This is a genomic window from Paenibacillus wynnii, from assembly GCF_000757885.1.
GTDB lineage: Bacteria > Bacillota > Bacilli > Paenibacillales > Paenibacillaceae > Paenibacillus_AQ > Paenibacillus_AQ wynnii.
Genome location: NZ_JQCR01000002.1, coordinates 2,160,579 through 2,180,328, shown reverse-complemented (window position 1 = coordinate 2,180,328; position 19,750 = coordinate 2,160,579). Strand labels below are relative to the sequence as shown.

15 protein-coding genes are annotated in these 19,750 nt (G+C 45.0%); 4 read left to right on the top strand and 11 right to left on the bottom strand.

Annotated elements, in window-relative coordinates; genetic code table 11:
• The first annotated feature begins 159 nt into the window (after positions 1-159).
• Both PWYN_RS12425 and infC read left to right on the top strand, forming a co-directional pair.
• A complete protein-coding gene (locus PWYN_RS12425; RefSeq protein WP_036652047.1) occupies positions 160-801 on the top strand; it encodes a TetR/AcrR family transcriptional regulator in 642 nt (213 codons plus the stop codon).
• A gap of 483 nt (positions 802-1,284) precedes the next feature.
• Positions 1,285-1,809: a translation initiation factor IF-3 gene (gene infC, locus PWYN_RS12420; RefSeq protein WP_036652045.1), complete on the top strand. Its 525-nt coding sequence runs from the start codon at positions 1,285-1,287 to the stop codon at positions 1,807-1,809.
• Between the two features lie 115 nt (positions 1,810-1,924).
• Here the strand turns inward: infC and PWYN_RS12415 are convergent, their stop codons facing one another.
• The 7 genes from PWYN_RS12415 to PWYN_RS12380 are packed head-to-tail and all read right to left on the bottom strand — an operon-like array spanning position 1,925 to position 12,785.
• The gene (locus tag PWYN_RS12415; protein WP_036652041.1) at positions 1,925-2,605 is read right to left on the bottom strand and encodes a DUF4956 domain-containing protein; all 681 of its coding nucleotides are present in this window, start codon (positions 2,603-2,605) and stop codon (positions 1,925-1,927) included.
• A gap of 16 nt (positions 2,606-2,621) precedes the next feature.
• Positions 2,622-3,332: a polyphosphate polymerase domain-containing protein gene (locus tag PWYN_RS12410; RefSeq protein WP_036652039.1), complete on the bottom strand. Its 711-nt coding sequence runs from the start codon at positions 3,330-3,332 to the stop codon at positions 2,622-2,624.
• A gap of 1 nt (position 3,333) precedes the next feature.
• Positions 3,334-6,450, bottom strand: a complete 3,117-nt coding sequence (gene pelG, locus PWYN_RS28050) for an exopolysaccharide Pel transporter PelG (protein ID WP_084146696.1) — start codon at positions 6,448-6,450, stop codon at positions 3,334-3,336.
• Complete coding sequence (gene pelF / locus PWYN_RS12395; RefSeq protein WP_052087915.1) at positions 6,426-7,868, bottom strand: GT4 family glycosyltransferase PelF; 1,443 nt, start codon at positions 7,866-7,868, stop codon at positions 6,426-6,428. Before pelF ends, pelG begins: the two co-directional genes overlap by 25 nt.
• Before the next feature lie 4 nt (positions 7,869-7,872).
• The gene (locus PWYN_RS12390; RefSeq protein ID WP_169744108.1) at positions 7,873-9,690 is read right to left on the bottom strand and encodes a DUF2194 domain-containing protein; all 1,818 of its coding nucleotides are present in this window, start codon (positions 9,688-9,690) and stop codon (positions 7,873-7,875) included.
• A 25-nt stretch (positions 9,691-9,715) separates the two neighbouring features.
• Complete coding sequence (locus PWYN_RS12385; RefSeq protein WP_036652035.1) at positions 9,716-10,606, bottom strand: tetratricopeptide repeat protein; 891 nt, start codon at positions 10,604-10,606, stop codon at positions 9,716-9,718.
• Entirely contained in the window at positions 10,599-12,785 is a 2,187-nt protein-coding gene (locus PWYN_RS12380) for an NAD-dependent epimerase/dehydratase family protein (protein ID WP_036652031.1), read from the bottom strand. Before PWYN_RS12380 ends, PWYN_RS12385 begins: the two co-directional genes overlap by 8 nt.
• Before the next feature lie 166 nt (positions 12,786-12,951).
• Between PWYN_RS12380 and PWYN_RS12375 the strand changes: the two genes are divergently transcribed.
• A complete protein-coding gene (locus PWYN_RS12375) occupies positions 12,952-14,361 on the top strand; it encodes a DUF4832 domain-containing protein (protein ID WP_052087913.1) in 1,410 nt (469 codons plus the stop codon).
• Positions 14,362-14,464: 103 nt separating this feature from the next.
• Here the strand turns inward: PWYN_RS12375 and PWYN_RS30300 are convergent, their stop codons facing one another.
• Together PWYN_RS30300 and PWYN_RS12365 are read right to left on the bottom strand one after the other, a co-directional pair.
• A complete protein-coding gene (locus PWYN_RS30300; protein WP_276203423.1) occupies positions 14,465-15,670 on the bottom strand; it encodes an ATP-binding protein in 1,206 nt (401 codons plus the stop codon).
• A gap of 233 nt (positions 15,671-15,903) precedes the next feature.
• The gene (locus tag PWYN_RS12365) at positions 15,904-16,776 is read right to left on the bottom strand and encodes an SDR family oxidoreductase (RefSeq protein WP_036652025.1); all 873 of its coding nucleotides are present in this window, start codon (positions 16,774-16,776) and stop codon (positions 15,904-15,906) included.
• Positions 16,777-17,174: 398 nt separating this feature from the next.
• On the opposite strand from PWYN_RS12365, the gene PWYN_RS12360 reads away from it, so the two are divergent.
• On the top strand, positions 17,175-17,528 hold the full coding sequence (locus PWYN_RS12360; protein WP_036652022.1) for a winged helix-turn-helix transcriptional regulator: 354 nt from the start codon (positions 17,175-17,177) through the stop codon (positions 17,526-17,528).
• 51 nt (positions 17,529-17,579) lie between these two features.
• Here the strand turns inward: PWYN_RS12360 and PWYN_RS12355 are convergent, their stop codons facing one another.
• Both PWYN_RS12355 and PWYN_RS12350 read right to left on the bottom strand, forming a co-directional pair.
• Positions 17,580-18,482, bottom strand: a complete 903-nt coding sequence (locus tag PWYN_RS12355) for an SMI1/KNR4 family protein (RefSeq protein ID WP_036653760.1) — start codon at positions 18,480-18,482, stop codon at positions 17,580-17,582.
• 192 nt (positions 18,483-18,674) lie between these two features.
• On the bottom strand, positions 18,675-19,694 hold the full coding sequence (locus tag PWYN_RS12350; RefSeq protein ID WP_036652020.1) for a siderophore ABC transporter substrate-binding protein: 1,020 nt from the start codon (positions 19,692-19,694) through the stop codon (positions 18,675-18,677).
• Positions 19,695-19,750 lie beyond the last annotated feature (56 nt).

Here is a 19,750-nt window from a genome sequence, read left to right as displayed (position 1 = left end):
ATTTTTAATTAACAATTTGTTGATTAATGACCATAGTGTTAATTATAATGAGAGGCATATAGAATACAATAATCAGCTTTACCCCATTCTGTTAACTATTCAACACTACTCTGCAAAACTGTTCACTACCTCGAATTATTTAATTGAAAGGGGCTCCTTATGTCTGAAAAAATGGATCGAAGACAAGCTCGAACCAAACAATTAATGCGCGACGCTCTCCTCTCTATAATCGAAGAGAGAAGTATCGAAGGAATTACCGTTACAGACATCGCCAACCGCGCGGATATTAATAGAGGCACCTTCTACCTGCATTACCGGGACGTAGCTGGCATGTTAGATCAAATGAAGGAAGAAGCCTTTGAGCATATTCAGAACACCATCCAGCAGCTTAATCCTAAGGAATTAATGGTTTATGCCGACAAAAATGAGCCCTACCCAAAGATAACCCTTATATTCGAGGAGGTTAAACGTCAGGCAAAATTTTTCAAGGTCATGTTCGGACCTCATGGGGATGTATCTTATATCAACCGATTTAAGGATCTGATGGAAACCCGTATTTTTAAGAACCTTTCTTATGCACAGCCCCAAGAAGAGAATCGATTAGTTCCTTTGGAATTCCTGATTTCTTATATGGCTTCAGCTAACCTGGGAGTAGTGCTGCACTGGCTACAATCCGGAATGAAGCAAACACCTCTCGAGCTTTCAGCTATAATGACAAACCTAATGAATTATGGCCCAATTACATCATCTGGACTAAGGATTGAAACCCCGAAGATGGCGTCGAAAAATCGGTCAAATTAAGATGGTACTTAAGATATTAACTTAAGGCTAATGCGTCACTACCGTGAAGATTTGGACTTCCGGCCGCTGTTGTATCCAGATTTCTTTGATTTAACCCATTTTTAGTGGTTGAAATCCGGATACAAAGGCGGTCGCTATCGCTCCTACAGTTCCAAATTTCCCTCCCTCGTTCCTTTTCGCTTTTTGTTATTTTTTTGTTCACCTTAAATTTAATTATTTTCTCGGGTCAAGGTTTATAGTTTCCTTCTCCTCAGAATCGGTAAGGCAAGTTACATAATATAATTTTTAATAGAGGAGGTTATATCGTGGCAAAAGTAAAAAGTATTGACACACTTATGAAATTTCAAAGAGATACACATAACATAGCCATTTCGGACTACACCTAAGGGAATTGGACGCTTCTGATTCCCTTTTTGTATTAAAAAAATTAAAATATAGTTCAGAAGCATCCGTATATGATATTTAAGGGGAGGTTGCGTTTACGTGGCAGTATTAATTAATGAGCAGATCCGGGCATCCGAGGTGGCACTGACCGGACTCAGAGGAGAAAAGCTCGGCTTCGTCTCCAGAGAAGAGGCGCTGGCTATGGCCCGAGCCCAAGGGGTAGACTTGGTCTGCACCTCGCTGATGAGCAGTCCGCCGCCCTGCAGCCTAGTTCCGAAAGGCAAAGGAAAAGCGGTAGCTGGGAAGGAAGCTGCAGCTGGCAAGTCGGGTAAGTCGGGCCCAGGACGGACGACGGGAGCCGGCAGCAAGGAGAAGGTCAAGGAGCTTAGGTTCACTGCCCATATCGAGGAGCATGATTACGATACGAAGCTCCGCCAGGCGGACAAGCATCTCCGCTCCGGCAAACCGGTACAGCTAGTCGTGAAAGCATCCGGCGCCAAAGAAGGACTCGCCGCCAAAGCCGTGCTGGAACGGCTGTTGGCCGATTTGAAAGAGTCAGGAATGAAGGACTCCGGCATTCAGACGGGCGGCAAAGGCTCACAGGTGAAACTAAATCCGCGCTGAATCCGGCGGTTTGAATAGTTATCATAAATCTCACTTCAAAGGGAAGGGGGTGTCCCAACACAACCATTTGCATGGCTGCTGGGACACCCCTCTTCTTTAATATTTGTTTACTTCCTTATTGTGCATAATCCCCGGTGTAGTTAATTAGAGAAACATCCATAACCCCATCCAAAACAGATAAATCATGGACAAATGCGGTGTTATCATCACGTAGTCTTAGCTCCACAGTCATTTCTACATAGTCTTTGCGTACGGTCTTAGATTTCAAGGTGTAAACCAATTTTTGCAATTGAACCCTTACGGATGCAGTAGCGCTATCGGAATGACGGATAATAAGCAGATATTGCTGCTCACGAATTTTATGGCGGGAGAGCCATATGAGCGTCAGTCCAATTACAAGCGAGCCGATAAGGGCAAGGGGGTAAAGCTTAGCCCCTGTGGCGATGCCTCCGGCAATGGCCCAGAACATATATACGATATCAAGGGGATCCTTGACTGCGGTACGGAAACGTACAATACTGAGCGCCCCGACCATCCCGAGGGACAATACAATATTAGAGCTGATCGTCATTATAACCATGCTTGTAATCATGCACATAAGTACAAAAGCGGCATTATAATTATAGCTGTACACAACCCCGCGAAACGTTTTGCGGTAGATGAAGAAGATGAACATCCCGATTCCCAGAGAAGCGGCGAGTCCAAGCACCACATCGATATATGAAATCGTGCGGAAGGCATCGAGATGAGTGACACTTTTTTTAAATAAATCCTGGAAGTTAAGATTCTCGTTCATTCTAATGCGGGTCCCCTTATCGTTTGAAATGAAGCATGTTCGCTTCTCGGCAAATCACATATTTAGAAATGGTGGAGCGGTTACTTAACGTCGGGCTAGCAGCAAAACGTATATCTTCAGCAAGGAAGTTATTGTACTTCATTTCAAGGATTGTTTGTGCCGGGTCCAGCGTCTCCTTCAAAATAAGCCCGGGATAGAAAAGATCAATGCTGTTCACGCCGGCAACAAGCCTTTTGTCAAACGTGATCCGCACGTCTCCATGATCATACACATAGGCCTCCCGCAAATAGTCGACTATGGTAATGGGACGGTAGCCCTTATGTGCCAGTGCCAAGTAGAATTCCCGGATTAGGGAAGAGGTTGATCCATCGACTGCCGAATAATCCCCCTGTAAGATAGCATCATACTGCGCACGCGTCAGTGGAGCACTTTCCTTATGCACATAGTCTCCGAATTTGCTTTTGCGCTCGAGTTTGATCGTATGGTCGCTTCCATTATAGATGCGGATCCTGAACTTTTCCCGTGAAAACACTCCGTTAACCTTGTCGTACAATGCATAATCCACGGGGCTGTCGAAATACAGACTGCGGATCCCGTACCCTTCAGGGCTTTGGGAATACGGATCAAGCGGAAGCAATGCCGAGACGCGCTGACGGATCGACAAATATTCATGAGGGTGCAGGTAATATTTATACTCATGCCGGAGCGGGCGTCCCCTAAATTCCATCTTAGTTCACCTTAACCTTTCTAACACCGTAGTAAGGAAGGTCATCCTCGTCAAAATATATATCGAAAGCTACCTGCGAATGACCGTTGCCATCGCTAACGGTTGCCTTCCAGTAATAAATACCCGGCTTCAAATCACCGAACTTCAATGTGGTATTCGGCGTGCTGACCTTTTTTACGATACTTGTGAATTGCGGGTCTCTGGCCAACACGAATTCGTACTGAAGATTGTCCCCCTGCAGATCGAATGAGGTATCCCAGTTGAAAGTAGAAGATGTTCCCTCTTGTTGAAGGTCACCCAGAAAGAAAGGTTTAGGCCTCTCTATATCTTCTTTGAACCGTTTGAGAGAGCGAAGCGGAACCCCGCTTATCGCTTTCACGTCTTCGGATATCTCAGCGACGGGAATAGGGAAGAAGTTCCGATCAGGATTTTGGTTTGAAAACTTCTTAGTAATCGGGTAGTACAGGGCGATTTGCTTAGTAAGGGTATCGCTGTTGATATAATCCCGGTACAACTCGTCTATCTTATCCTTGAGAAGCTGAACATTCTCCTGGCTTCGAAAGAAACGGTTATGAAGTTTTACGCCCCAGTAGTTACTGATGCCGCTGTTATACGGCCCAATACTTTTCACATTCCGTGCAATCTCCCAGCCTCCGTCATAATCCCAAGGAAGGAAATACCACCTATTAGAATTTAATGGAGAATACAGAAGATAATTGTGAGCACTCGTATCCATGTTGTCCATTAGAATATTGGAGGCTAGCCAAGTCAGATAATTATCAAGATCGAAGTGCTTACGGATCACTTCATTGATCGGTATGGATAAATTATTCACATCATCCAGCATGGACAACAGCTTGGTGTGATCCTCCCACCCGTTAATTTCCAGGTGGGTCTCGAATTTTGCCTTGTCATAGGTCGGGTCGTCCTGCGCCTTCAAGTCCTCTGGATAACGGAGAAATTCGAACATGGTAGCTTTGTAGAGCTGTCCGTAGGGATCCAGCCAGTGGTTCTTGAGAAACTTCTTATTGGGCTGCTCTATTTGGGTATACAGGCCATAGTCTTCATACTTCGCCTGAGCCTGTGTTCCGCCCTCGCTTAAGTCCTTCACGTACAGGTGTACGAATCTAGTACGTAGGCTTGTCATATTCGGCATGGTCTCGAATATATCGAAGCTGAGCTTGTTTCGCAGACGAGAAGGGTCATAGGAGTGCTTATTAAGATCCAATGTACTTTGGTCATTCCATACTCCTGCTTGATCTAACAGCTTGATCTTGTAGGAGCGCTGGGAAGCATAACGCGCCGTGTTACCCCGCAGCCAGATATTCGCGTTTGCCTCCGTTGACGAATAGCCGAAGAAACCGGGCTTCGGTCCACTGCCGTCCGCTGCCCCTTCCTGCAGGATGACTTTCATTGACCCTTCATCCATCCGATTGACGATCCGGTTCAATTGATACCAATCCAAAGGCGTTTCACCTTCGGTTAACTCATCAGCAAGTACAGTAAGATATAAGGTGTCAACGTTAGTGTCGTTGTCTCGTTCATAGATACGCTTATCCTCGGATAGCTTGTCTTCCGTCACTGAAGAGTACGTTGCAGTAACAGGTGTGGCACTCGGGGTAGTGGCTGTAGCCGCAGAACTACCGGAACAAGAAGACAACACAATCGCTGCAGCGATCAGACCCAGTGTCATTGACAAGGTGTTTGAAAGCGGGAGACGCTTGCGTTTGGAACGGGTGGGTAGGAGCGGCTGAGCACAGAACGTATGGTAATCAATACTGCGGACATAACGCCTTAGTCGCGTTAAGGCTACTAGTAGTACCACAAATGACGCTAAGAGCATCCCAAAACCGTGGTATCCGTACAGCATAGAGAGTGTGCTGAAGGCAATATTAAGCAAAAGATAACTACCGCTGATCATAAAAACACCTTTCCGGTCATCGTAATACAGCAAGAGCAGCAGGATGACAAACGTGATGATAAATAGGTAATAGCCTAGTAGTAAAATGATAAACACATCTAGCTGCTCCATACTGAACCCAATCATGGGAAGCATTTTGATTCCTAACGCCAGGGATATAACCGTAAACATAAGCTGAATTTCCATTAAGAAGGTCAGCTCTTTGATTAGTGACCGTTGCATTTCACCTCTGGCCTCCGAAATTTCATCCCAGGTTCCGCTCTGCCGAATCAAATCGTAATAACCCCTGAACTTCTCGTAAAAGTTCGTTTCAACAGCAACCGTGAAGACGATTAAAGTAGGAATGACGCTTAGGTAAGCGTAGAAGACCGGTGTATCGTAAAAAGGAGAGATGAGGAATCGGCCGGCTACCAACTTATGATAAGGGCCAAACCAGTACACAAAGCTATGCATGTACACACCGGCGTACAGAAATGTCCCTATGCCGAGCAGAGTGGGATATTTTCGGAAATAGGAAAGAAAGCTGAAAAATAAACGGGCATCTCTGCTCGGAAAGACTTGTTCAAAGTGACGATTCGTCAGCACCAGCACAAGAAAAAAACCTGCATCCACTGCAGCGATCATACCCGCCGCCGTCTGATGTGTCGTCAACTCGCTGACCGCCCAAGCTCCAAGTCCCGCGGTGCAGGCGCCTATCAGGAAGCTGCGAAATATTCGCTTGTAATCCTTGAGCGCCGTAAGGTGAACGGACTGTATCCAGATCAGAATTAGCTCCATAAACAAGAAAAACGCGGTTGCTTTATAGGTGAAGCCTGCTTCCACTCCCTTTAGAAAGAGCAGCGCTGCTACCGCACCACCCGGAAGACATATTGCAGCGGCACCATAATAGGAAGAGAGTGCATGCTCATATCTTTTCTGGAATAGCATATCCGCCAGAAAGCGGGTCAGCACCATAGAGACACCGCCTGTAATCAGTACAGAAAAAATGAAGGCATATACAATAGTGGACAAAAAGAGTTCACGTTCCAAGTAAGCCGCACCGGAAAACATCATCAATTGCTGAATTCCGGCCACCATTGCCATGCATAACACCATAGGGCCTATGGTTGACATAGAGGAGTACGCATAGGCCCGGAAATGATGGAGCAGTCCGTGCTCACGGTAAAGCTTCCTTAGTTCAAAGCCGATACCTGCCATGTCTGCTCCTCCTTATAATCATGATAAAGCTCACGATAGCTGCGGATAAACTGCGAATGAGTATAGAGCGCCTCAGCCCGGGCAAGGCCACTGCGTCCCATTTGCTCTCGAAGCTCCCTGCTGCTTCCAAGCCGAATTACAGCGTCGGCCATCTTATCGTAATGCATGACAGGGACAATGAACCCGGCTGGACCGAAGTTATCCTCCCGACCCTGAAGTAGGTCACGGCAGCTGCCGACATCGGTCGTAACACACGGTTTGCCCGCAGCCATAGCTTCGAGGATGGCTAAGGGCATGCCCTCGCTGACACTGGAGAGAATAACTAAATCTAGACGACCTAAGTATTCGCGAACGTTGACTTCCCCTGTAAAAAAGACATCCTGAAGCAGCAGTGTATCTATCAGCTGGCGGCATTCCCGGAAATAGCCCTCGTCTTCATCCCAAGGGCCCATGATATGGAGCTCTGCACCAGCCAGTTCTTTCTTCACCAGAGCAAAGCTCTGAATCATCGTTTTGATGTCCTTAATTGGAACCAGTCGGACGATAGCCCCAATCCGGAGCGGTCCACCCTCTGTAGGGGGGCCAGCGACAGATGAGTAATCGGCGACATTTACGCCATTAGGAATGATTTTTATTTTGCGTTCATCGCAGCCGATCTCTATTTGTACCTCACGGTTGCGACCAAATAACGTAATGACCTCATCACTCGTGGTGTAAGCTGCTTCTGATAAACGGTAAAAATATTGGATCCATAAATCCTTGAAATATCCCTGAACCCAGTCGGCTTTAATAATCTCCTCTTCTCTTTCCCGAGAGTAGATACCGTGCTCAGTGAGGAGAGTAGGCTTACCATATAAGTGCTTGCCAAGTGCACCCAATAACCCGGCATATCCGGTCGATACGCTGTGATAGAGATCCGCCTCGGGAATATCCCCGCGTATCGTAAGAAGCAGCGGAAGCATCATAGATCGAATAGTCCAGTACATTTCAGTGAATGGTACATGGGCATAATCTTCACGGCAGCGTTCAGTGAGTACTTTGAAAAATTCGCGACTCATCAGTAGATGGCCCGCGGTAGTTACGCGATCAGAGCGAATCAGATCAAATAGACATCCCCAGTCCACCTGTTTCCCACCGCCAAGAAAGGAACTCAGTGCTTCCCGTTCACTAGGACTTAGACGTAGGCGGTCTCTGCTTGGTGCATCCTCGTTCATATAACTATTTAGAAATATCTCTTTCACTTCTATAATGTTGGCTGGAAGATTGTATTTGTACACGCCTCGTTGCTTCTCATCTGCCCCAATCGCCAGAATAATAAATTCATGCTCCGGCAGATGTGTAGTCAGTGAGTGAATCCAGCTTGAGACCCCGCCGGTAATATAAGGATAAGAGCCCTCCGCCACGATGCAAATTTTCATAAGTTTAAGCCTCACTAAAGTGAATTGTAAAACTAGATTCGGTCACCGTAATCAGTAGGATGCCTTCACCGATTTTTTTGGCTTCACAGCCTTTTATTTGATCGATTTTTTTAGCGGTCCGAAGAACAAAGAAGGTCTCATTATGAAACGGGGTTACCTTACCCTTGATTTCTTCCGCACTTTGTTGCAATTCCACATGGCTCGACAGTAGGTTCTCCATCTCAATGGCCGCTTCTATAGAAGTTTTAGCACGCAACCAGGGGTAAGATTTCTGTAAATGGGACAATACAGCGGAATAAGAGTCGTACATCTCCTCCCAGGTCTTTCCTGAGCTGCGTTCATTGTCCAACACATCGTCCGGATGGACAAAGTGGGAGAAAAATCCGTTGAGGGTTAGAACGTTAGCCGCTGTCCAACGTTCAAAATCTCCTTGGCCATATCCGGAAGTAACGCGCGGCATTTCCAGAATCCCATCCTCCGCCTGTTCAAATTCCTGTACATAAGAACTACCTGAAGCATCGTCCCCAAACACAGAGGAAATAATGGCCATTTCGCCCCAGCCTTGCTTGAGTGCTTCACGTCCCTCTGGGCTTAATACATTAGAAGGGGGTACGTACGAGAACATGGTATATCCCGGAAAGCTCCGCTTGACGAAGCTCACAGCTTCCTTAACCGATTGAGCCATATCCCCTTCACTCCCCCAAGGAACATAATCAAAAACTGCGCTCTTGCTGGAATCTGTGGTCAGCGACTGGTGATTATAACCATGAAGACCAATCTCACCGCCGCTTTTGATTATCTCTCTCCCATAGCTGATTAGTCCTTGTGCATCCGCATCGGTGGGAGAATTAAAAGGTGGTTTCACCTGATCCTCATAGGATTCGATGGTTACAGCCGTATATTTCAGGCCGTAACGCGTGGCGGCCTTCAGCATATCCGGCCACCAAATCTGTTTGAAAAAATCCTGCCGGTTTAATTTATAAATTTCATAGATGTGCGGATCAATGGAGTTACCATATGGAGCTGGCCAGTCGTCAATGTACATTAGCTTGGAGTTAAAAATAGGATAGATAAAGTCCGGCATCAGCATTGAAACTCCGCCTGCAATAATCCCCCGGCTAATCTTCTCTTGAAGCATCGTTCCATTGAAGACCATAACCTCTCCTTCCCCTACGGAAAAGCTCCATAACAGAGGTGTACCTGCTAATGTTGTGGCATGAATACGTGCAGAGGAATCCAATTCCACCTGCATCACTGTATTATTGATAAAACTGTCGTCAATTTGCAGACCCGCTTCACCCAGTAACACCTCGTCAATTAAATGGACGCCGACCTCATCCTTTACGCCCCCGATATTAATAATACCGAGCTTCCGATAAAGCTGGAAAAAGGCATCATTCTGTTCCGGCAGGTTGGTCAGAAAGATGCGCCCACCATGCTCCGCATAGCCAGTCAGCAGACTCGGTTCCCGTAGAAGTGAAAGATCCTGCACGGAGAGAATCACGGCAGTACAGCCGGACACCTCGAGCTTGTTTTTGCGGAGATCTGTTACGCCTACTGTTTTTCTCATATCCCTCAGCACCCTGTTAGTCTGTTCATTGACCTGAGCACTGAATGGATCTTCACTGTCATAGGCTAGACAGAATGGAGCTCCGGAGGAATCAGCAGGTGCTATGGCTCCGTTCTTCCAGCCTTCGATCTGCGTTTCGAGCTTGCGGTTATGACTGAATTGCTGGAAATACCGTATATGTGTAAGATACATGACTGCTGTAAGCAGTACGATGCCCGCGATGATAGTATAAATGCGGAAATTCAATTTCATAGTCTGTTCATCCATAAGTCAATCTTCAAGCCCCTTCCGACCAGAACCGTACGAATCTCAGACCCTCATGCGACAGCCGTACGTTTGACTGCTTCAAAGATAGCAGCGCCTGGTTAAATTGCTGTGGAGACCTAGTGGTAAAATACAGGTTCATCAGCGCCAAATAAGGTTCCTCGCGGGTTGGAAACCGATCCTGAAATAATCGGCTTACCTGCTCGGCATCGAGATAATTTCCAAGTTCAAGTTCAATCTGCACCTTCTGCCCGTATACATCAAAGGCGTCTGGATCGGCTGCTATCCAATTCTCAAGCACCTCTGCCAGGTTGTATTTAAGTCTCTGCATCGTCCCCTTGTCCAAAAATCCGCTGCGCATATAATTCTTCAGCAACTCGGCATAGGCTTCCAAAAAAGAAGCATCGTCACGGCGGCTTTCATACTGGACGGAGAGATCCTGCAGGGAATGGTTCAGCTTGCGTTTGACCTCAACAATCGCACTCACTGCATAATGAGAAGTTTCCGTATCTTCATTGGTCACTGCCAAGCGCAACACCTCCAAATAATCGGTTGCATCCTGCTTCAACAGATCAATCATGGTCCGACGACGGGTGGTTAGATCGTTGACCAACAGCGCTTCCTCTAAAGGTATGATATTTACCTCTTTGGTAGCATCCACAATACGTGATACTTTGGATAAATCAGTCTGCGCGTCCTGTCGTAAATAAGATTCCAATTTCTCCACCCGTGGTGAATTCAAGTTTGCATTATGCCGCCAGAATAGAGGAAATAGAAAGCCTACAAACGGAAAGGCTACAGCAAATACGAAGCGGACAGCTGCTTCCGGTAGAGAATGACGGTACCGAAAGCCAAAGTAACAGGCACAGACCGCAGCATAGATCAAATAAAAATATTTAAGCATATTTCGGCTCCTCCTCCAAATGAAGAAAGACGGATTGGCCACGTAAGCGGCGTACGATATGCTCGACATCGCTTTGGGTCGAATTACTGAGCAGCATTAGCAGCTCTCCATCAGCGCTCATTCCCAGATAGTCGGTTTCACGCAGGGAGCCGTGGATTCGTTCGATTATTTCAGAGGTTACATTCTTTAGCCCTGTAGGAAGCAGTACATAATTCACACCGAACTGCTCGCTTGCAGCCTGTTTACTGGCCAGTATCTCCATGAATGCCTCGGTCTGTAGTACTCTTCCTTCTTCGGGATCCACATATCGCTGGCTGGCAGCGGCGTCAATATACGTATGCGCGCGGGACAGTGAGGAAGAGATGAGTTCGACAACTGTTTTGAATAGGTTCTGATAGTATAGGGTAAAGCGATAGAACTCAACAGCATGAAGGGATACAATCGCTACTACTTCCCCCCTACTGACCACAGGGGCAGAGAGCAGCGGGAACTCCAGGTTCAGTTCCTTATTAACATATAATTGCTTGTCATACAGCAGGGACATAAGATATTCATGTTGATCCGCCTTTAGAGAGCGCGGGAACTCAAGAGTGTCTACTGCTGAACAGCCCGCAAGACGCAAATAGCTTTTAGTCTTGTTAACTGTATAGATGGTCACCTGATCTGTTTGCATAATCTTCTCTAGTACACCGATAGCTGCCAAGAAGATTCGTTCTGGCTCCAGACTCTCTAACTCTCTGGTAACCGTATGTATCTTGCCGAAGCTGTCCTCCGTTGTAATAATCTGTTGATGGAGTTCGTCCTTAACTGAACGTGTCTCCTCATACACCTCGTACAGAAAAGCATATTTGTCTGAAGCCTGCTGCAGCTGCTGCTCGGCGTTGTTCAAGCGATTAGTACGTCGTTCGATGCTATAGCCGACAACTAAACCCACGAAAAGATATAGGGCTAACTGGAAAAACAATGTCGAATCATATAACAAAGACACGATATCCCGGCCGTTTTCGGTTTGCTGCCGAATGAAGAGAAGGATGGACAGCAGTACAGCCAGCATGGATTGGCGACTTCCGTAGAGGATGCCGATGATCGTGATATAGACAAGCTTGAAATCCATCCCGGCATAGTCCGAACGCTCTAATATCTCATTCAGTCCATACACAGCAGAAAAAGCAAGTAGATTCTCAGCATAGGGAAGCGCGGTCTTCAACTTTTGGCGAATCATTGATGGTTTTTCTTCTATAGGTTTGACAACAGGCTTAGTTTCCTTAACCTCGCTGGCCCAGGTATACATTTTGCGAAGACCGGACTGCAGCGTATATTTAGGAGCCCAATCCAGAGCATGCATAATCCGGCCGTTATCCAAAGTAGAACGATAGATATCGCCTTCGCGGGACGGAACATATTTGATGAGAGCAGCATCACCTTGTAACTGCTGGAGCTCTCGAATTAAATCATTGATAGAATTTTCTTGGCAGGTGGACAAATTGTAGACTCCATCAAGGGAGGAATAAGAAGCTCGGAATAGGGCATCAGCAATATCTTCTACATAGATGAAGTCACGAGTCTGATTGCCGTCACCATGCACCGTAATTTCTTGGTTCTCCAATATTTGCTTCATAAATATGGAGACTACGCCACCCTCGCCGCTATTACCCTGCCTAGGCCCATATACGTTGGAAAAGCGGAAACACAAAGTGTCTAACCCGTACATTTCCTTCCAATTAGAGCAGTACGTTTCTCCCACCATTTTATTCATTCCATAGGGTGAAATAGGTCCGAAAGGTGAAGTTTCAAGAATTGGTACCTCTTCAGTTAAGCCATAAACAGCAGCCGAAGAAGCAAAAATAAATTTGCGGGCACCATACCGGCTTGATAGTGACAGCATATTGCTCAATCCAAGTACATTAGATTGGGCATCCTGGTAAGGATTTTTTAATGAGACAGACACACTAACTTGAGCAGCCAAGTGAATAACGGCATCAAAGCGATTACTACGGAACACTTCTTCACATTTTGTGTCCTCCACGGAAAGAACATAACCTTTATGTTTAAAATTGATATTTTTCTTGCTTCCTGAAGACATATTGTCGATAATATACACGTCATAGCCCTCTTTGTGGAATCGTTCTGCCACAGTAGAGCCTATAAATCCATAACCACCGGTAATCAATACTTTCATAGCTGCCCTCCGTTCTGTCTTTGATGTAACTCATTAGCACATAGGTCTGGGTGTGTTTTAATAGTCTTAGGAGCCCTACGGTCTATCATTATACAGGACTAAGGACTTTTGAACCAGATGAAAAGTAGCGGAAAAAGTCAAAAAAGCAAGAGAAAGGTAGACTGCTATGCTAAAAAAACCACAGGGGTTGACCGCCAAATTAATACAGATATGTGCCCTTCTTCTTTTCTGCGGGGGATCGGGTTCCGTAGGAAAAGCTGCACCTGCCATGGCCGTAAACTACCCCACCGAAACGCAAGCGGTGCTTAATAATCCATATATCGGTTTTGTAGCTGATGCTCGTGACCCCCAAAGGGTCAAGCAAAAGATTTCTCTCGTTCATGCCAATTTAATTTGGAGAGATTTGGAACCTGAGGAGGGCAGCTACGATTTCGCCGGTTTGGAAGAAAAATTCCATTTCGATCATTGGAAAGACCAAGGCGCCCGTATCGTGCTTCGAGTTGTGCTGGATTACCCTGGGGAAGAAAGCCATATGGATATTCCGGACTGGCTGTACGAGAAAATCAACAAAACGGGCACCTGGTACGATCTGACTTATGGCAAGGGTTTCAGCCCCGACTATTCCAATACAGTGCTGATTGCATCCCATAAGAAGTTGATTGCCGCGCTGGCCGAGCATTACAACAGCGATCCCTTTGTTGCATTCATCCAGCTCGGAAGTATCGGCCATTGGGGAGAATGGCATACGATGGATTCTGAACCCGGTTATATCCCTTTTCCATCTCGAAGTATCACTGATCAGTACGTCGAGCATTATGTACGTTCCTTTACCGGAAAACAGATGCTAATGCGCCGCCCAACCCTAGCTGCTTCGCGTTACGGAATGGGATTATATAACGATGCCTTCGGCAAACATAATGCCACGATTGACGGTTTTTTAAGCTGGTTCACCAAGGGATATACTTCGTGGCTGACGCAGGACGAGGAGCCGGCAATGCGCAATTTCTGGACGACCTCACCCAGCGGAGGGGAATTTTCGGATCCAAAAGCCTATCTCCAGGATTCAACCATTGATGAATCGATTTTGCAGGCTAAACTTACCCATGTTTCCTGGCTAGGCCCCTCTGCTCCATGGAATGAAGAGCAAGGAGGGATGCTTCAAGCCAATATAGATCGTTTTCTGCGGACAATCGGCTACCGCTTTGTCATACAGAAGGCGGTATACGAAAAGGAGATCATACCCGGAGGGACAGTGCATGTTAGACTGCTTATTGCCAACCGCGGCACGGCGCCCTTCTATTTCAAATGGCCTCTTGAAATATCATTGGCTGATACACAGGGGAATACTCTGGCTTCTGTAAGCAGCTCGACAGACATCCGTAAGTGGCTGCCCGGAACTACCCCCGCCACCGTCTTTCTGAAGCTACCCAAACGACTGACACCCGGCCAGTACACCTTACAAGCCGCCATTCTCGATCCAAGCACTGGAAAGCCGGGCGTCGATTTCGCCATCAATGGCCGTCAACCGGATGGACGTTTTTTGCTGGGGAAACTAACGGTCTCGGGTGGAAACTGAAAACTTACCGCAAATTCAACCTCTATAGGTTCAGGCTAGTATCTATAGGACGCAAATAAGGGCACCCCTCCGGGTGCCCTTTCGTCTGAACATAATAGGATGATTAAGTAGGGATTGTGATGAGGAATGTTGTACCCTTCCCTTTTTCACTATCGACTTCGATATTCCCTTTGACTTTATTGATTGCACTGTAGGCCATGAGCATACCAAGGCCCGTTCCTTCTTCTTTTGTAGAATAATAGGGCTTACCTAGACGTGATATTTCTTCCCTTGTCATTCCAATGCCAGTGTCTTGGATGCTGATAATAATATTTTGCTTACTCTCCGTTATATCGATAAAAAGAGTACCGCCGCCCTTTTCTCTCATCGCCTCAATACCGTTCTTATACAAATTAATTAGACATTGCTGGATTTGGTTCCTGTCATAGTCTTTATTCAACGTGTTATCGAAACCAAATTGCACCTCGACATTATGAATGGAGGCATAAGGCATAATGATATTTTTGGTGTACTCTGATTCCTCTCTCATGTTGGAATAAACCATATTCTCAGACTGCGGCTTGGCAAAGGAGAGATAATCGCTCACTATTTTCTCCGCGCGGTTAAGTTCTAGTAAAGATAATTCCACATATCCTTTTTCCTCAGGTGTTAACGTTTTGGATTTATTTAATAGCTGTAGAAACCCGCTGGTTACCGTGAGTGGATTTCTTATTTCGTGTGAGACACTAGCTGCTAACTCACTGACAACATTTAATCTTTCCGAATGTAGAATCCGGTCGCGATTTTTGATATTGGCAATGATCTGCTCTATAAAAATCATAATGATGCTCATCACCCCAACACAAGTCGTTAATACATTGAAGGTGAGTATCCAGAATTTCCTGTCTAAAGTCCCCATAATAATACTCAGTATAATCAGATAAGATCCCATGGTTAGAAAAGAAACAGCAGTTGCGCATATGATTCGATTTCTGGGATTTAATTTTATAAACCTTTTACTGAGTAAGGGTACCAAGATCACTACAGCCGTCGAAAATAGAAAGGATTGAACCGCTCCGCCCCCACCTAAATAAAACCGGTAAATATTTAATATCAAATATAACGGGAGTACATTCTTGTAACCCCCATAAAGAGCCACGATAATAAATGGGATGTATCTTAAATCAAAAATAAATCCCATTTCAAGTTTTATAGGTTTGGCAATACAAAGGATCATCGTCACTGCGGATAGTAAAACAAGAATCTTCCCATTATAGGAGAGTGGCCTATTTTCAAAGAAAATGAGAACGATTAATACTGGAAACAACATAAACAAGAAATTCAAAAGTAACGTTTCAAACAAGAGACACTTTCCTTTCGGCCGGTTACAAATAAAGAATATATACCATGTTTTAGACTTATTATAAAACATTAAGCTACTTAAATATATAATCGAGCTAAATTTCGAATAACATCGAGGCTTAAAGGGTTTATAGTGTCATCTTTAACGAAAAAAGGGGATCCCAGAGCCATTTTCATGGTTTGGAACCCCCTATTTATTATTTATGAAACAAACCATTGAGTAATACTTTCCTGAATGGAAGTAGGTTTTTTGCCAATTAGTTTTTCGAGGTCTGTGGAGGTGTGTCCTTCCGTTCCGGCAGCCATTTTACTATCGATGGCCACTAAGAACTGTGCAAGCCCCTCAGGCAATCCCGCCTTAATCATACCTTCTAAAGATTCAGCATCTGAAACGGCTTGGTAAGAAACATTTTTACCGGATACCTTCGATAATATCTCTGCTAAGTCTGGATAACTCCAAGATTGTGAAGAAGCCAGCTCATACACCTGATTTTCATGTCCTTCTTCAGTAAGTACAACTGCAGTAGCTAGAGCTAAGTCATCGCGTGTTGCGGTGTTAATTTTGCCTTCTCCTGCAGAATTAATGATTACTCCACCCTCAATGTAGGTTTGAAGGCTAGGATTCACATGCAATTCTTGATACCATGTGTTGCGTAGAATAGTCGTTGGTATTTCACTAGCCTGGAGGCTATATTCCGTTGCTAAATGTACATTAGCCAAAGGAGCAAAAGCATCCACATCCGCAAATGCAAAACTGGTGTAGATAATATGTTTAACCCCAGCTTTTCTAGCGGCCTCAATGGCAGACACGTGTTTACGAATGCGGCTGATGGACTCATCTTGCGGCGTTGAAATCAACAAGAGTTTTGAAGCTCCTGCAAAAGCCTTTTCCATCGATGCCGGATCATCGAAATCACTATAACGAATTTCTACCCCTAATTCAGCTAAAGCGGATGCTTTTTCAACATTTCGAATACTAACAGCGATTTGGCTGGCAGGGACTTTCTCAAGCAAATGTTTAACCACCAATTGACCCAATTCTCCTGTTGCTGCAGTAACCACGATTTTAGACATATTGTATATCCTCCTATAAATAAATTGTTATATACGATGAATTAAGATATTAACTTATGGCTGGCTCAGGCGTCACTACCGTGAAGATTTGGACTTCCGGCCGCTGTTGTATCCAGATTTTTTTGATTTAACCCGCTTTTAGCGGTTGAAATCCGGATACAGCTAATGCTTTCGAAGCGAGCTTTCCTACGGAAAGCTTTCGGGCGGTCGCTATCGCTCCTACAGTTCCAAACTTCCCTCGTTCCTTTTCGCTCATTGTTATTTTCTTTTGTTCACCTTATAAGGCTTGATATTTAACGATACTCTTATATTATTATAGTAGTTGTATATTTGTAAGTAGTCACTGTTTTATAACATAGTCACAAAAACAGTACCATTAGGAAGAGAGGGGGTTTATTATGGCTCGGACTTCATTTGAGGGCGAAATTCCAGTGGAACAAATAGAGGTTTGCCCCGTCACTGATACCCAAAATGTAATTGCAGGAAAGTGGAAAATAATTATTCTATGGCATTTGAGGCAGACCCGAAGATTTGGGGAGCTTCAAAGATTGGTGCCTGGAATTTCAAAAGGGATACTGACCCATCAACTGAGGGAATTAGAAGCAGATCAAATGATACTTAGGAAGGTATATGCAGAAGTTCCTCCAAAAGTGGAGTATTCCCTGACAGATGCAGGTGAAAGTTTTATACCCATACTGGAGAGTATGGGAGAGTGGGGTAAGAAACATACTGCGAACAAAACGAATCGGTAAAGAAAAAAAGGACACCATGTCAGGTGTCCTTTTAGACTTTCATCCATTCTTCTATTGCTTGGTAACGTAAGTCTCCTCATTCACTAATCCGCGAATAAAGGTCTCAAAGTTTTTGGCCAAGTAGGTAATCTTATAATTATTCTCCCGGTCCACATGAACAACCTCTGGCTCACCATCATTGCCGCATGAACGATAATCCAGCATCACTACCTCATGCTCTGAAGAACAATCACAAATAACCACACCAAATTCGGGATAACCCCCATTTTCAATCCTATACCGGCTGCCAAGATCTCCGCATAACGAAAGACTCTTTTCTCGCCCAATGCCTAGGATACCTGAAACCGAAATATGGCTTTTTGCCCCGGAAGCATCTCCCTCTATAGGGTAATGCGTATTGTTAGGAATACCCCCATTATGTAACTTCATCATATCAATATAAAAAGCGGGCAGTTTAAACACCAGCTCTTCCTCAACGGATGCAATTAACTCAGGTGTGGGCGGTTCAGAAACGTATTGTTCTAACGCATCCTCACTGTCATTCCAAAAGTTTGAAGAATCGAACGCTGCTATTGCTGCTTTTACTACTTTTGCAGGTTTCTTAGCTTTTTCACGCCGGCACCAATCTATGAACTCCAAGGTATCCTCGTCATCGGGTTCCAGTTTATCAGCCATTTTAAATTCTTTTAGGGCTTGATCATATTGCTCCAGATAGTAATAGGAAACCCCGATGCGGTAATGCCAGAGCGGATCTTCCTTGCCCTCTTCTGCAATGGTCAAAAACTGTTCAAGCCCATCTTCATAACGTCCGAGGTTATTCAACGCTCGACCCAAATGACTAGTCAGCACATAATCCCTGTCTCCCGGAGGAATCTCCATAATCGCATCTATTATTTCTTGATATTCATCTTCTTCATGCCACGAACCCAGTTGATCCAAAAGATCATCTCTCAACATTTCCGCCTCCTAGTGCGATACTATCTGCCTAATAAAGAAATTATACCATTTAGAGCCTCAACGTCTCCAGTGCCGAAGAACTTATGCTCTGTTCAATATTGAAGGCGTTCCTTCCCTCCTCTACAAAAATACCCTCAGGCAACCATCTGCCTAAGGGTTCGTAAATTGAATTCATTCTATATTCTATGATTATTCCGCTACAATACTTTGAGCTTCCTTAATCATTTCGCTAACGGAAACAAGGCCGCCGCCGGATAGATACCAATAGTTAGGGTCCAGATAGACGATTTTGCCTTCTTTAAAAGCATTGGTTTTCTTCACCAGATCGTTCTCGACCGCCTCTTTTGCCGGTGATGCCTGACCGTTCTCACTTTTCACCACAGCACCTCTGTCAATAACGAACAAATAATCTGGGTTCTTCTCCAACACGTATTCATAGGACACGCTTTGTCCATGATTCGACACTTCAATTTTGGCATCCGCAGGTGTAAATCCAAACACATCATGAATGACACCAAAGCGGGAGCCTGTACCATAGGCACTGATCTTGCCTTCATTAGCCAGAACAATAAGGGCTTTCTTACCGGTCGCTGAAGCTGTATCATGCAGCTTTTGGATATCTGCGTTAATCGTAGCCAGTTCTGCATCGACTTCGGTTTCTTTCCCGAAAATTTCACCAAGCGTCTTCACATTTCCTGAAAAGGACTGCATGTAGTTGGCATTATCCACAGCCACATATAAGGTTGGAGCAATCTTACTAAGCTCTTCGTAAATCTCCTGCTGTCTGGCAGAAATAATAATTAGATCAGGTGAAAGACTGTTTATTTTTTCGAAATCGGGTTCGAACAAATCTCCAATATCCTCGTATTTAGCATCGCTGTATTTGGATAGATAAGAAGGAATACTTCCTTTAGGTAAGGCAGCAATTTCTACACCCAGCTTATCCAGTGTGTCAAGGGAGCCAAAATCGAATACAACAACCTTCTGCGGATTTTTCTGAACAATAGTCTCTCCCAAAGCATGCTTGAACGTAAGCTCAGTCGGTTCAGTAGTCGGTGCAACAGTGGGTTCAGCAGACGGCTGCACTGTCTCTGAAGCGTTGTTAGCTGATGTATTGTTGCCTGACGTTGCAGCCTTATTATTTCCACAGGCTGCTAGAGCAACTACCATGAATAGAGCCATAACCGTAATAAGTATATTCTTCTTCAATATATTCACCCCTAAATTTAATAGTAAAGCTATTTAAATTATAATTGCTGATCGCG

Bases quoted from the DNA above. Each gene is read 5' to 3' on its own strand.
- PWYN_RS12360 (WP_036652022.1), top strand. From the start codon at position 17,175: ATGGCTCGGACTTCATTTGAGGGCGAAATTCCAGTGGAACAAATAGAG.
- PWYN_RS12365 (WP_036652025.1), bottom strand. From the start codon at position 16,776: ATGTCTAAAATCGTGGTTACTGCAGCAACAGGAGAATTGGGTCAATTG.
- PWYN_RS12415 (WP_036652041.1), bottom strand. From the start codon at position 2,605: ATGAACGAGAATCTTAACTTCCAGGATTTATTTAAAAAAAGTGTCACT.
- PWYN_RS12375 (WP_052087913.1), top strand. From the start codon at position 12,952: ATGCTAAAAAAACCACAGGGGTTGACCGCCAAATTAATACAGATATGT.
- pelG (WP_084146696.1), bottom strand. From the start codon at position 6,450: ATGGCAGGTATCGGCTTTGAACTAAGGAAGCTTTACCGTGAGCACGGA.
- PWYN_RS12385 (WP_036652035.1), bottom strand. From the start codon at position 10,606: ATGCTTAAATATTTTTATTTGATCTATGCTGCGGTCTGTGCCTGTTAC.
- PWYN_RS12380 (WP_036652031.1), bottom strand. From the start codon at position 12,785: ATGAAAGTATTGATTACCGGTGGTTATGGATTTATAGGCTCTACTGTG.
- PWYN_RS12410 (WP_036652039.1), bottom strand. From the start codon at position 3,332: ATGGAATTTAGGGGACGCCCGCTCCGGCATGAGTATAAATATTACCTG.
- pelF (WP_052087915.1), bottom strand. From the start codon at position 7,868: ATGAAAATTTGCATCGTGGCGGAGGGCTCTTATCCTTATATTACCGGC.
- PWYN_RS30300 (WP_276203423.1), bottom strand. From the start codon at position 15,670: ATGTTGTTTCCAGTATTAATCGTTCTCATTTTCTTTGAAAATAGGCCA.
- PWYN_RS12425 (WP_036652047.1), top strand. From the start codon at position 160: ATGTCTGAAAAAATGGATCGAAGACAAGCTCGAACCAAACAATTAATG.
- PWYN_RS12390 (WP_169744108.1), bottom strand. From the start codon at position 9,690: ATGAAATTGAATTTCCGCATTTATACTATCATCGCGGGCATCGTACTG.